This window comes from Clostridiaceae bacterium HFYG-1003, assembly GCA_024579835.1.
Lineage (GTDB): Bacteria > Bacillota > Clostridia > Clostridiales > Clostridiaceae > JG1575.
Genome location: CP102060.1, coordinates 2216154 through 2229268 on the forward strand (window position 1 = coordinate 2216154; position 13115 = coordinate 2229268).

At 52.5% G+C, this 13115-nt stretch carries 13 protein-coding genes; 4 read left to right on the plus strand and 9 right to left on the minus strand.

The window, feature by feature from the left end:
* The first annotated feature begins 233 nt into the window (after positions 1-233).
* Both ispF and NQU17_10000 read left to right on the plus strand, forming a co-directional pair.
* Positions 234-722, plus strand: a complete 489-nt coding sequence (gene ispF / locus NQU17_09995) for a 2-C-methyl-D-erythritol 2,4-cyclodiphosphate synthase (GenBank protein ID UUM10993.1) — start codon at positions 234-236, stop codon at positions 720-722.
* Positions 723-914: 192 nt separating this feature from the next.
* Positions 915-1271 carry a hypothetical protein gene (locus NQU17_10000; protein UUM10994.1) on the plus strand — a complete coding sequence of 119 codons (357 nt, stop codon included), beginning with the start codon at positions 915-917 and terminating at the stop codon, positions 1269-1271.
* A gap of 246 nt (positions 1272-1517) precedes the next feature.
* Here the strand turns inward: NQU17_10000 and NQU17_10005 are convergent, their stop codons facing one another.
* The 9 genes from NQU17_10005 to acpS form a co-directional block, all read right to left on the minus strand.
* Complete coding sequence (locus tag NQU17_10005) at positions 1518-1811, minus strand: DUF1294 domain-containing protein (GenBank protein UUM10995.1); 294 nt, start codon at positions 1809-1811, stop codon at positions 1518-1520.
* Positions 1812-1920: 109 nt separating this feature from the next.
* Entirely contained in the window at positions 1921-3204 is a 1284-nt protein-coding gene (locus NQU17_10010; GenBank protein ID UUM10996.1) for a S41 family peptidase, read from the minus strand.
* Positions 3205-3227: 23 nt separating this feature from the next.
* Complete coding sequence (ftsX, locus tag NQU17_10015; GenBank protein UUM10997.1) at positions 3228-4115, minus strand: permease-like cell division protein FtsX; 888 nt, start codon at positions 4113-4115, stop codon at positions 3228-3230.
* Positions 4108-4791, minus strand: coding sequence for a cell division ATP-binding protein FtsE (gene ftsE / locus NQU17_10020; GenBank protein UUM10998.1), 684 nt, complete (start codon positions 4789-4791; stop codon positions 4108-4110). The genes ftsX and ftsE overlap by 8 nt, the downstream gene beginning before the upstream one ends.
* A gap of 251 nt (positions 4792-5042) precedes the next feature.
* Positions 5043-5900, minus strand: coding sequence for a YitT family protein (locus tag NQU17_10025; protein ID UUM10999.1), 858 nt, complete (start codon positions 5898-5900; stop codon positions 5043-5045).
* 247 nt (positions 5901-6147) lie between these two features.
* Complete coding sequence (gene alr, locus NQU17_10030) at positions 6148-7284, minus strand: alanine racemase (protein ID UUM11000.1); 1137 nt, start codon at positions 7282-7284, stop codon at positions 6148-6150.
* A gap of 493 nt (positions 7285-7777) precedes the next feature.
* The gene (locus NQU17_10035) at positions 7778-9304 is read right to left on the minus strand and encodes an NAD(P)H-hydrate dehydratase (protein UUM11001.1); all 1527 of its coding nucleotides are present in this window, start codon (positions 9302-9304) and stop codon (positions 7778-7780) included.
* Positions 9295-9687 carry a hypothetical protein gene (locus NQU17_10040; GenBank protein ID UUM11002.1) on the minus strand — a complete coding sequence of 131 codons (393 nt, stop codon included), beginning with the start codon at positions 9685-9687 and terminating at the stop codon, positions 9295-9297. Before NQU17_10040 ends, NQU17_10035 begins: the two co-directional genes overlap by 10 nt.
* Positions 9688-9728: 41 nt before the next feature.
* The gene (acpS, locus tag NQU17_10045) at positions 9729-10103 is read right to left on the minus strand and encodes a holo-ACP synthase (protein ID UUM11003.1); all 375 of its coding nucleotides are present in this window, start codon (positions 10101-10103) and stop codon (positions 9729-9731) included.
* Between the two features lie 342 nt (positions 10104-10445).
* Between acpS and NQU17_10050 the strand changes: the two genes are divergently transcribed.
* Both NQU17_10050 and hisS read left to right on the plus strand, forming a co-directional pair.
* Complete coding sequence (locus tag NQU17_10050) at positions 10446-11672, plus strand: FAD-dependent oxidoreductase (protein ID UUM11004.1); 1227 nt, start codon at positions 10446-10448, stop codon at positions 11670-11672.
* Positions 11673-11834: 162 nt separating this feature from the next.
* Positions 11835-13094 (plus strand): histidine--tRNA ligase, encoded by a 1260-nt coding sequence (gene hisS, locus NQU17_10055; protein ID UUM11005.1) that lies wholly within the window; start codon positions 11835-11837, stop codon positions 13092-13094.
* The last annotated feature ends 21 nt before the right edge of the window (positions 13095-13115 follow it).

The following is a 13115-nucleotide window of genomic DNA, read 5'->3' on the forward strand; positions in this document are numbered from 1 at the left end:
GCAGAAGTAAAATTCCCGTAAATTTATTAGCAGATATTTCATAGATTTCCGCCTTGATTTTAATGGTAATCTGTAGTAAAAAGATGTTCTATTTAGAACTAAAACAAACAAGAAAAACTCTAAATGCATATCTATGCATATTCTGTAGTATAAAAGTCCGGTACCCGTCTCTGAGTTATAGAACACAGGATTGATGCCTTGGACCGAAAAGCCAAAAGGAGAGATCGAATACCATGAGAATCGGAACAGGTTATGACGTACATCGCTTAGTGTCGGATCGCCCCCTGATCATCGGCGGAGTCAACATCCCCTTTGAACTGGGTCTGGCCGGCCACTCCGATGCCGATGTGCTTCTGCACGCCATCGCAGATGCCCTGCTGGGCGCCGCTGCCCTGGGGGATATCGGCAGCCATTTCCCAGATACCGACCCCGCCTATGCCGGAGCAGATTCTCTGGAGCTGCTCCGCCGTGTCGGATTGCTGTTGAAGGAATCCGGCTATCAGGTAGCTAACCTGGACTCCACCGTCCGGGCGCAGCGTCCGAAACTCCGCCCGCACATTGACGCCATGCGCGAAAAGATCGCGCAGGCACTGGCGCTTCCGCTGAACTGCGTCAGCGTGAAAGCTACAACGGAAGAAGGTCTTGGCTTCACCGGTGAGATGAAAGGCATCAGCGCAGAGGCCGTCTGTCTGATTGAGCCCGTCCGCAACTGGTCCGACTGATTCGATGCCGGGACATCCCCGTTGAAGCTGAATGACCACACCCAGTGCCTAGGAGAAGTCCGCCGTCAGAAGCTCCCGGAACACCGGATAAAATCATAAATCCGCAATAAAATATTCACATGCCGTACAAGGGCATGACATAAAATAAAGTCAGTAGCATTGAACTGCCATTAATTTTCAAGGAGGATACAGATGAAACTTAGAAAAGGCCGACTGCTTGTCCTGGCCGCATTGGGTGGAGCAGCCTATCTGATCAACAAGGAAGTACAGAAGAATCCCGAACTGGTCACCGACATGAAAAACCAGTGGGAAAACGTCAAGAGCGAAGTGGGCAAGGTTGTCCAGGACACCAAGGATCAGGCAAATCAGGTTCTTAATGAATTTGAGAAGAATACCGGTGACTATACTGGAGAAGCCTTTGAAGCTGCCGAGGATCTGAAGGATGAAGTCAAGGATGCCGCCTCCGATGTGGTCGAAGAAGTAAAAGATAAGGCGGAAGACATCAAGGAAGAAGCTCAGGATACCCTCAGCGATGTCAAATTCCCCTAACCCGATCTGATCATCAGAATCCGCAAGGATTGATTGATATTCAGAACCATGAAAAAGGATTCAGCCTCTGAAAAACAACAGAGTCTGAATCCTTTTTTTACTTTCGCTTCGCGGAAGGCACCAGAATTTGCATCGATGCGAAAAATTCGTCAGATACGATAATGGGACAAACTGGATGACGCAAAAGAACGGAAGAAACGACGATCCCCCAGGAACCCTCAGGGGCACCGGTTGAATCGGCCTGACTTACTGCAGATACTGCACCGTCAGAAGGATGATCAGCCCCAGGCTGGCTGCACCGGCCAACCCCATCAGGATCTGAAATCGGGGATGTCTGGTTTTGTGCCGGAAGAGATTCATCGCCAGACAGGCGCCCAGGCCTCCGACCGCTCCGGTCAGGAGCAATGTGTTCTCCGGGATGCGACGTCGTCGATTAACAGCCCGGCGCTTGTCCGAGACAAACAGTCCGAAGCTCAGAAGATTAGAGACCGTCAGGGCCCCCAGGATCAGCTGGCGATGTTGTGTGAGGATTTCTAGCATGGTAACTCCTTCCTGGATTCATTTCATGATCCGGTCATGATCCGGTCATGTCGCGGGATGGCGAGAGCCGAGCCCTCATCAGGTGATGAGGGCTCGTTCTGTCGGGTTGTTATTTATCCAGCTTCTCCCGGAGGACTTCAATCGCCTTCTGGAGCTGGGTATCCTTTTCCTTGGTATAGTTCTGTGCGGTCAGATCCTCTGGCATGGCAACCGTTATGTCGGGCTTGATGCCAATCTGATGTATATTGGTTCCTTTCGGAGAGTAGTACGCCGCCACCGTCAGCTTGAGACCTTCCCCATTGGGCAGATCCATAATGGTCTGGACAATGCCTTTGCCATAGGATTTTTCACCGACCAGTGTGGCTGCCTCATAATCTTTCAGTGCCCCGGACACGACTTCCGAAGCCGAGGCGGAGCCCATGTCGATCAGAACGACCAACGGCGTGCCGATGTATTTTCCGCCCACCGACTTGTCTTCCTGACGGTTTTTGTGCTTGTCGATGGTTGAGACTACGACTTTGCCCTTTTCAATGAAATTCGAAGCCATAAGAATCGATTCATTCAGATAACCGCCGGGATTTCCGCGCAGGTCGAGGATGTAGCCCTTGGCTCCCTGCTTCTTCAGCTCACTCAGCGCCTCTGCGAAATCCTTGTCCACATCCTTAGTAAACTGAGAAACCGTGATGAAGCCCATGTCAGAGGCCAGCATCTCATAGCGGACGCTTTTGGTGGTGATCTCCCTTCGGACGATGGGAAAGTCCAGTTCTTCCTCACCCCGGCGAACGGTCAGCGTGACAGGCTGTCCGGCTTCCCCTCTCATGTAGCTTACGGCCGCGTCGAGGTCTTTCCCCGTATATACCTTGCCATCAATCCGGATGATGACATCGCCGGACTGAATGCCGGCCTCTTTGGCCGGACTGCCGTCAATGGGCGCAACGACGACAATTTCATCGTTCTGCACGTTGATCTGAATCCCTACTCCGACAAACTTTCCGGTGCTGTCCGAGTTGAGCCGGCTGTATTCTTCCGCGTTGTAGAACTGACTGTAGGGATCGCCCAGGGAGTTGACCATGCCCTTGATGGCGCCTTCCACCATTTTTGCTTCATCGATGGGGCCGTCATAGATCTGGTAGATCTGGTCCCTGATCATGTCCAGCTTGCGCCAGTCAGCGGGTATCGCCGCGCTGGTATCAGACGGTGCAGTGGAAGAACCGGCGGATGGTGCGGTGACCGGCAGTGTAATGGTTGGCGAAGTTCCGTTCTTTTCGGAGCCGCCGAACAGCCAGCCGGCGGCGAAGCCTAAGCTCAGAACCACCAGACCGATGAGCAGGAGCAGCAATGTATTGCTTTGCTGCCGATCCCCGAAGTTATTCTGGTTTGGAGTTTGATCCAATGGTAACACCTTCTTTGTTCGTATTACACATTCAGATGTTTCCGTATCGACAGGAAGGACCCCAGGGCTCCGATGACCATACCGGCCAGCGCAAACTGCCAGCTGAGCCACTGCAGAATCACTTGCGGATCCGGCAGGGTAACAAACGGCAGGCTGAGCTGTGCCTGCGTGAAGGCATAGCGGTAGCCAAGGAACAGGAGTCCCACGGCAATGGCGGCTCCCAGAATTCCGATCAGGATTCCCTCGATGATGAAAGGCCAGCGGATGAACCAGTTGGTCGCTCCGACAAACTTCATGATCTCAATTTCCCGCCGGCGGCCAAAAACAGCCAGCTTGATCGAGTTGCCAATGAGGAACAGAGAAATCAGAATGAGTATACCAAATATTATAACCCCGACCAGACGAATTGTCTTTGCCCAATCGATTAAAGTATTGATCGTATCGGAATCGTTGGCGACGGACTCAACCCCCGGCTGTCCGGCGGCTGCGCTGACCAGACCCTCGGCCAGCTCCGGCTTTTCCAATCGAACTATGTAGGAACTGGGATAGGGATTGTTGGCATCTGCCGAAAATCCGTCCAGCAGTGTCGAATCCGCATCGAGAGAAGCCTTGGCATTATTGAAGGCAGTCACCTTGTCTTCATAGGTTACCTCTTCGACGCCGGTCTGTGAGTTCAAAATTCCCTCCAGAGCTGTTTTCTGTTCCGCAGTCACCGCGTCCTGAAGAAATACCCGCACGACGGTCTGCTGTTCCACATTGCGCACCAGGTGATTGATCGACAGGGCCACCATCAGAAATACCCCAAAAATCAAAATAGTCGCTGCCACCGTAGCGATGGATGCCAGGGTAACGGACAGGTTTCGCCGCAGGGAGTGAAATGCTTTGCCAAAAGAACCAAAAAAATTATTCATCGACTGAGTACCTTCCTCTCAACTCGTCCCGGACCAGGCTGCCATGATCAAACGCCAGGACGCGCTTCTCCATCGTATCCACGAGTTCCTTGCCGTGGGTAGCCATAATGACTGTGGTGCCCTGTTCATTGATCTGCACCAGCAGTTTCATGATGTCCCAGCTGGTATCCGGATCCAGATTCCCGGTGGGTTCATCCGCAATCAGCATGACCGGCCGGTTGACCAGAGCCCGGGCAATGGACACACGCTGCTGTTCGCCGCCGGAGAGTTCATTGGGAAATGCTTTTTCCCGCCCGGTCAGTCCGACCATGGCCAGGACCTCCGGAACGCGCGATTTAATCAAAGAGGTTTTGGCGCTGGTGACGCGCATGGCAAATGCCACATTTTCATATACGTTCATCGTGGGAATCAACTTAAAATCCTGAAACACCATGCCGATCCGGCGCCGGTAATACGGGATCTGGGCATCCTTTAATGCCGCTATATCCGCTCCGTCCACCAGAACCTTCCCGCTGGTCGCCGTCAGTTCCCGCAGCAGCAGCCGAATAAAGGTTGACTTGCCGGCGCCGGAGGCTCCGATCAGGAAAACAAACTCTCCGTCATGGATTTTCACCGAAAAGTTATTCAGGGCAGTGACGTTTTTGTAATCCTTTGTCACTTTTACGAATTCGATCATTCCTTTTCTCCTTCTTTGCAGGGATTGTACCAGAGGGATCAAACCACGGGAAATTCCAATGGCTCCGATCCTCGGCGTCCGGCTGTTGCCCTGCCGAAAGGGACAAACATCCTTGTCCCACGCGTCTCGTTCTGCCTCACCGGAGGCTGGAACGGCTCTGTCTTTGTACAGGTTTTAATTCTCACACAGTAGTATAAAGATCCCATAAAGAAAAAAGACCGACAGTTTTGTCAGCCTTTGCTCCGATATTCTTACAGGATGGAAATATCCTGATAGCCTTCTCCCAGGACTTCCCTGACTTCGTTGACCGACAGGAATGCTTTGGGATCCACCTCTTTGATGAAGTGTTTCAGATCGATGTAGTTGCGGCGGTTCATGACAACATAGATGACCTCCGTGTCTTCCCGGGTGAATCCGCCGTAGCCTTTCAGCATGGTGCAGCTCCGGTCCAGTTTCTCGATAATGAACTGCCGGATCGCTTCACTCTTCTGGCTGATAATCATAATCTCCTTGGCAGTCCGGGTACCCTCGATGAACCGGTCAATCAGATTCCCGTTGATCAGGACGCTGAGCAGGGAGAAGAGTCCGACTTCCCAGCCGAATACGAGCAGGCCTCCCGCCGTGATGATGAAATCCACCATCAGGAGGGATTTGCCCAGATCAAAGTGGAAAAACTTGGAAATGATCTTGGCGACAATGTCAGTTCCCCCGGTGGATCCGCCGAAATTGAAGACGATCGCCATTCCCACGGAACTTAAGGCCGTGCCGTAGAATGTGTTCAGGAACATATCGTTGGTCAGGTGGATCGATCCCACTAAGCTTTGCAGCACAGCCAGGACGATGTTCATGAAGAAGGAGGCATAAATGGTTTTAGCTCCAAAGACTTTACCCAGAAACAAAAAGCCGATGCCAAAGAAAACAACGTTCAGAACCAGAATATAGATGGCTTTGCTGATCACCGGATAGAGCTTGCCCATGATAATAGCGATTCCCGAAATGCCGCCGGCTGCCAGGTTGGATGGAAAGTAGAAGAAATGCAGTGAAACTGCCACCAGAATGACCCCCAGAGAGATCATCAGGTAGTCGCGCAGATTGTTCTTGGTAAACATGGTAATCCTCCTGTAAATATTAATTCCCCGAAATTATCGCTGAAAAAGCCTCCCGTCAAGGAGGCCTGCGATCTTTTTTTATTTTCTATAAGCGACAGGCGAAATCACCGTATGATTAGCAAAGGATTATTTGCCGCTTTTGTTTCCTTCGGTATTATACCAATCTTTTCCGGCCATTTCAATGAGCAGGATTCGTCAGTGCTCAATTCCCGGGATCAAACAGAGTGAGTCGGTTCGGATTCCCGGTTTACTCGTTGATGTAGTGCCTGGGCACCCGTTTGCCAATGTTGCAGGTAATCTCATAGGAAATGGTTCCCAGATCCCGGCCCATTTCGTCAGCCCAGAAGGAAACAGCCCCGTCCTGACCGATCAGCGTCACCATGTCCCCTTCTTTTGCCTCCGGCGCATCTGTCAGATCCACCATGAACTGATCCATGCAGACCCGGCCGACAATGGGCAGTTCCAGACCCCGGTAGAGAACTTTGCCTTTATTGGACAGCAGGCGGTTGTAGCCGTCGGCATAGCCGACCGGAATCGTGCCGATGACTGAATCACGCTTGGCCTGCCAGGTATTGCCGTAGCCCACGGTGGTTCCTGCCTGAAGCGGCTTGACCATGGCCAGGGCGGCATAGAAGGAAAGGACAGGCCGTATCGGCAGCCGCTCCTTTTGCACTTCATCCGACGGATAATAGCCGTACTGGATAATCCCGGGACGTACCGAGTCAAAATGAGCCTGCGGCAGATCAATGATCGCCGCTGAATTCGCCATATGATAGTGGTTGAACTTCACGCCGGCCTGATCCAGCCAGCCCTTCATTCTCAGATAGCGCTCCAGCTGAAGCTCCGAGAAGGTCTTGTCGGCATCATCAGCCGTTGAAAAGTGGGTAAACAGCTCCTCCGCAATGACCATCGGCAAACGGGTGATTTCCCCGATCTCGCGGCCCGACTCCTCCGTGATGGAAAAACCAATCCGTGACATTCCGGTATCCAGCGCAACGGACAGGCGTACCGGACGATTCTGACGAACTGCCTCCTCAGAAAACGGACGGGCTTGAGCCAGTGAATAGACTGTAATGGTTATATCATGAGCAACAGCTTCCCGGGCCAGTTCACCGGGTGTATAGCCCAGTACCAGAATGGAAGAATCCGGATCATGCTGACGCAGCTCCAGTGCCTCGTTGAGAATGGCGACGGCAAAATCTTTGACACCGCAGGAGCGAATCGCAGCAGCCACCGGAATCATGCCATGACCGTAAGCATCCGCCTTAACAACACTGATTACGCGCTTCCCTTGAGCTGCCGCCTGGATTGCCCGAATGTTCTCCTTCAGGATGCCCAGATCAACCTCCGCCCAGGCTGGGCGGCCACTATAACACATCGTCATTTTTCCCTTCTCCTTCTCGAAAAGATTTGTCAGAGTAATGAATGATTGATGATTTAATTCAATTAATAGGGGCCTGATCTTAGAAGCATATATTAGGACTGTTGATCATTCCATTCGAAGAATATTGCTGATTCAGTTCGAATGGTTATGTGGGGGTTCGATTCGAAATTATTCTATTTATTGCGGGTGATCCTGACCATAACCTGATTGTGAGGGTGTACCTGAGTATGGGGGTGTACCTGATTAGAGGATGCACCTGATTAGAGGCTGTACCTGATGTCGATTCCTCTCTCAGATGTTGTTCTCAGGAGGGCGTCATTTTTCCCGTTGTTGATATTACCCGGCATCAGCGAATCTCTTCGTGCTCTCTTCGTGCTCTCTTCGTGCTCTCTTCGTGATCTCTTTGTGCTCGCTTTGTCCTCTTCCGGGGATTTTTCCGTAGTCTCGTTGGCTCTCGCCGCCGGACGATCCGGAGATTGCCCTGTCTGTGTTATTATGACCGTTTTTGGTCTTCGACCATTTTCTTAAGCTCAAAGGGAATCCTGGTAATGATTTCGGAAGCCATGATGGAGTAGCGCGATTTGGCCAGTTCATCCCCAATGGAACCATGGAGGAAGGTCGCTGCAATCGCTGCTTCCATGGGACCCAGTCCCTGTCCCGCCAGGCCGGCGATCATGCCTGTGAGGCAGTCGCCCATGCCTCCGGTGGCAATGGCCGAAGAACCGGTGGGATTAACAAACAGGCTGACGCCGTCAGAAATGATGGTATTGTGGCCCTTCAGCACCAGGGTCACTTTATGGGTGCGGGCAAATTTCATGGCCACGTCCAGACGATTTTTCTTGATATAGTCAACGCTTTGACCGGTGAGTCGCGCCATTTCGCCGAAATGAGGCGTCAGTATGACCCGCACGCCGATATTCTCCAGCAGCTCGGTCCGGTGTTCCAGCACATTGAGTCCATCCGCATCCAATACCAGCACAGTGTCGGACTTGCCTTCCTCCCGCAGCTTTTTGATGATGCGCATCAGGAGCTGTCGGGTGGCTTCGGTGTTGCCCATACCCGGCCCGAAGGCTATGACATTACACTCGGATACCGCCTTTTCAATCTGATCCGGATGGATGGTCATTGCTTCCCGGACATGCTCGGCGATCAGATCGATGACCCGGACATCGGAGGATACGGTCACCAGACCGGCACCGGATGCCAGACAGGCTTCCGAAGCGATCTTGTTGGCTCCGGTATAACCGGGAGACCCAGCCACCACCAGAATTTTGCCGTAATCGCCCTTATAACCGGTGCGGGAACGGCGCGGAATCAGCCCACGTACCGAGGTCTCATCCACCAGGTATTCATGGCTGCCCATGCTGTCGCAGTACTGGGCAGGAATCCCGATGTTTTCCACCGTGATGTCACCGCAGGATTCGATGGTCGCATAGTTCAGGAATCCCTTCTTGTAGCAGGAAAAAGTCACTGTTTTATCGGCCCTGACGGCACAGCCCAGGATTTCTCCGGTATCTGAGTCGAGACCGGAAGGAATATCGACTGCCACGGTATAACGGCTCATTTCATTGATGGTCTCAATAATTTCGGCATGGATTCCCGTGATTGGTCGGGACAGGCCGATGCCAAACAGCGCATCAACCACCGTATCGGCGTCATTCACCGCTTCCCTCAGGTCCCACAGGTCGGCTTCTTCATGGACCGTGCTGACATGGAGACCCATATTCCGGCAGATGGTCAGATTCAGCATCGTATCCGGCGTACCCGAATCATCATCCGAGACATAGTATACATCCACGTCCTTGCCCCGGTTTTTCAGATGACGCGCGATGGCCAGTCCATCGCCCCCGTTATTGCCCCGACCGCAGATCACCACGAAATAGGTGTGAGAAAAGTCCAGATGGCTCAGTACCCTTAAGGCTGCGTTCTCCATCAGGATCATGGATGGAATTTTCAATTGCTCGATGGCGAACTGATCCAGTTCCCTCATCATTTGACTTGTTGCTATTTTCATTGCCATGCCTGTTCCTTCCAGGGCCGAATCCAAATGGTCTTCTCAATTTCATTTTTTTTGAGAACCACCCGGTGAACTGTCCCTTCTGCCTGAGGATAATCGATAAGAAAGTCTAAATCATTTCCAAAGAGCGAGTAGCGGACGCCTACATAGAGGACGCCTTCCTGAAAATCCAGGACGCTGCCGGCATAGGATCCGATATTCAGGGCGGTCTTGCCCTGGATCACAATCCGGCCATCCGTTTCCTCCACCCGGTCAATCAGCAGGAGATTGGGATGGGTCACCATTTTAAATCCGGTGTGCTGCCATCCGTATTCATAGAATAAGATCACCCCGGCAATCAAACTGGCCAGAACAATGATCGTGATTACATTTTTTCTTGATAACATGGGTCCTCCCCCGGAGCGGGCCGGCCCGTCGGCATCCCGTCTCAAATCTTCACCCGTTCCAGGATGCAGGTTGCCATGGCGTATTCCCGCTCATGAGAAATCGAAAGATGCACCCTTAAGTGCTCATTTACCGCCAGCTGAGCCAGAATCGTTCTCAGCGAATCCCCGGTCAGATACGGCCGGCCCAGTTCATCCCGCAGGATTTCTACGTCTTTCAGACTAAATCCCCGGAAGCCCGTTCCCAGGGCCTTGGCCAGTGCTTCCTTCGCGGCGAAATTTCCCGCGACACGCTCCGGACGCCCTGAAAACAGGCTGATTTCCTTCTCAGTAAAACAGCGTTCCAGTTTCCTCCGGTCATCAAATACTTTATTCACGCGGTCGATCTTCGCCAGATCGCAGCCCATTCCATAAATCATGGCATATCACCTGTATTCCTTATTCATTCATTATAATCTCTACCCGATTCCAATTACAATAAAACAAGTGTTTCAACCAGGCCGTAAGCCGCGGAATCCTGAACCCGCAGTGTCCGCAGGGCGCTTCGGACCCATGGACAGACAGCTCCCCTGACAACTGTCCACAGAGCCCAGGTTTCCGGTTCCTTCCGTCAAGTTCATATATTGTTTAGACTTTAGACTGCCCCTTTTTTTCTGGTTGATATATAATAATCAATGGACTGGTTCTAAAGTTGTAAAATTTGCATAAATTATTGGCTTAGCCCGTTCCACCCCATCAGAGCCATCGGAGGAATGTAATACATGGAAAAGCTCGTTATCGCCGGAAACGGCATTGCCGGCCACAGCGCCCTGCAGGAAGTCCTGAAAAGCGGCAAAGAATTTGACATTACGGTTGTCTGGGAAGAGCATCCCAATACATACATGCGGACCCAAATCATACATTACGCCGTCGGTGAACTGGCGGCAGACAAGTTTTTCATGACGAAGGGTGACTTTTACGCCGACAAGGGTGTGCGTTCCGTTCAGGGCAAGGTGACAGCCATCGATGAAAAGAACCGTACCGTCACTCTGGCCAGCGGTGAAGAAATCACCTGGGACCGTCTGATCCTGGCTACGGGTGCCTATAATTTTGTCCCGCCCGTTCAGGTGGAAGGTCATTCCGAATGTCAGGTTATCGATTCAGGATCCGTAGGCTGCCACGAAGGCGTCTATACCATGCGCAACCTGGAGGACGCCAGGAATTTCGGAGACAAGATCCGGACAGCCCGCAAGGCGGTTGTGGTGGGCGGAGGCCTGCTGGGCCTGGAAGCCGCTGATATTCTGGCTCAGAAAGGCCTGGATGTGACCGTCGTGGAGTTTGCCCCCCGGCTTCTGCCGCGGCAGCTGGATACTGCCTCTTCCGAACTGTTCAAGGCTCAGGCCGAGCAGTTTGGCATCACGTTCCTCCTGGGCGATTCCGTGAAGGAAATCCGATATGATGAGAATCAGCTGAAAGAAGTTCTGCTAAACTCCGGACGCTTGGTACCCTGCGATCTGGTGCTGTTCTCCATCGGAATCCGGTCCAATCTGGAATCCTTCGGAAAAACGGTGGATATCAACCGCGGCATCCTGATCAACAAATATACGGAAACCTCTGAGCCTGGCATCTATGCCTGCGGTGATGCGGCTGAATACAACGGCATGGTCTACGGAACCTGGGGCTTTGCAATGTCCAGCGGCAAGGCAGCCGGACAGAACGCATCCGGAACCCGGACCGAGATGAAGCCCTACGTGCTGAACACCATGTTCAACTCCCTGGGCACCAAAATCTTCTCCACCGGTGCGGTCAATTTCGATGATCCCCTGCTGGAAACCCACGTCAGCGGCAATCCCAAAACCGGCTATGCCAAACTTCTGTTCCAGGACGGCATCCTGGTGGCCGGCGTTCTCATGGGTGACACCAGCCAGGGTCCGAAGCTGTCCAAGGCCATCGAAGGGCGCATGAACCGGGCAGAAGCCATTGAAGCGTTCCGCCCCAAAGCCTCCTGATCAGGATTCCAAACGTCACATGATCATCCGGGTCGCTCTGTCCGAGCGGCCCGTTTTATTTAAATCCGCTTCTACTCCTTTTACCTGGCTCGCTTCCTGTAGTAAGATAGAGAGTAAAGAAAAGCACCATTTGACAAAATAGAATAAAGGCTGGTGACACAAATGAAAACAACTCCTGTAAAAGGTACCAACGATTATAATGCCAACGAAGCGGAAATCCGCGATTATCTGCAGGACCGGATTCTGGGCGTTTACCGCAAGTATGGTTATGAGCGGATCGTTACCCCCATCCTGGAAGATTCCGAAAATCTGGACAAGAGTGAGGGCGGCGATAACCTGAACCTGGTCTTCAAGATTCTGAAGCGCGGCGAAAAGCTGGACAAAGCCATGCAGTCGGGTTCCATGAACGATCTGACCGATATGGGTCTACGCTATGACCTGACGCTGCCGCTGTGCCGTTATGTTGCCAACAATCAGGGCAAGCTGGTGTATCCATTCAAGGTGATCCAGATGGGCACCGTTTATCGGGCCGAGCGGCCACAGAAGGGCCGCCTGCGTGAATTTACCCAGTGCGACATTGACGTCATCGGCTCCTCCTCTCCCAACATCGAGATCGAGCTGCTCCATGTCGCTTCCGAAGCGCTCATCGCCATCGGCATCAAGCGCTTTACCATCAAGGTCAATGACCGCCGGGTTCTGAAATCCATGCTGGAAGGCATGGGCTTTGCCACCCCGGATCTGGATTCCGTCTGCATTTCCTTCGACAAGCTGGACAAAATCGGAGTCGACGGCGTCTGTGCGGAACTGACGGAAAAAGCCTTCCCCGGCGAAGCCATCGAAAGCCTGCACCGGCAGCTGGAACAGGGCAACTTTACCCTGGAATCCATGGCGGAGCAGATTGCCGAAAAAGAAGCTGCTGCCAATCTCCAAACGATTGTCGAACAAGCCTCGCAAATCGCCACAGAAAATGCTGCCCGCTATCCTGATGTGGAGTACAAGGTGATCTTTGATCCCTCCCTGGTTCGTGGGCAGGGTTACTATACCGGCACGGTGTTTGAGATCGAATCCGATGAATTCAGAGGAGCCATCGCCGGTGGCGGCCGCTATGACAATCTCATCGGCAAATTTATCCGCCAGGACGTACCGGCTGTTGGCATCTCCATTGGCTTTGAGCGGATTTTCTCGATCCTGATGTCCCAGAATTTCCAGATTCCCGACCAGAAGCAGAAAATCGCGCTGTTCTATGAACCGTCAGAGTTTGGCGAAGCCTTCCGCAAAGCGGAAAGCCTGCGTGACAGTTATACCATCAGCCTGCTGGAACGCCCGAAAAAGATTGGGCCATACCTGGACCGGCTGAAAGAAAAAGGCGTGACCGGATTCATCAATTTCGGCGGATCCGATGAGGTCAATTTCCTCGACTGATGTTCCTCCCATGGTGAGCTG

Coding starts and splice junctions, on each gene's coding strand:
- ispF (UUM10993.1), top strand. CDS start 234: ATGAGAATCGGAACAGGTTATGACGTACATCGCTTAGTGTCGGATCGC.
- NQU17_10000 (UUM10994.1), top strand. CDS start 915: ATGAAACTTAGAAAAGGCCGACTGCTTGTCCTGGCCGCATTGGGTGGA.
- NQU17_10005 (UUM10995.1), bottom strand. CDS start 1,811: ATGCTAGAAATCCTCACACAACATCGCCAGCTGATCCTGGGGGCCCTG.
- ftsX (UUM10997.1), bottom strand. CDS start 4,115: ATGAATAATTTTTTTGGTTCTTTTGGCAAAGCATTTCACTCCCTGCGG.
- ftsE (UUM10998.1), bottom strand. CDS start 4,791: ATGATCGAATTCGTAAAAGTGACAAAGGATTACAAAAACGTCACTGCC.
- NQU17_10025 (UUM10999.1), bottom strand. CDS start 5,900: ATGTTTACCAAGAACAATCTGCGCGACTACCTGATGATCTCTCTGGGG.
- alr (UUM11000.1), bottom strand. CDS start 7,284: ATGACGATGTGTTATAGTGGCCGCCCAGCCTGGGCGGAGGTTGATCTG.
- NQU17_10035 (UUM11001.1), bottom strand. CDS start 9,304: ATGGCAATGAAAATAGCAACAAGTCAAATGATGAGGGAACTGGATCAG.
- NQU17_10040 (UUM11002.1), bottom strand. CDS start 9,687: ATGTTATCAAGAAAAAATGTAATCACGATCATTGTTCTGGCCAGTTTG.
- acpS (UUM11003.1), bottom strand. CDS start 10,103: ATGATTTATGGAATGGGCTGCGATCTGGCGAAGATCGACCGCGTGAAT.
- NQU17_10050 (UUM11004.1), top strand. CDS start 10,446: ATGGAAAAGCTCGTTATCGCCGGAAACGGCATTGCCGGCCACAGCGCC.
- hisS (UUM11005.1), top strand. CDS start 11,835: ATGAAAACAACTCCTGTAAAAGGTACCAACGATTATAATGCCAACGAA.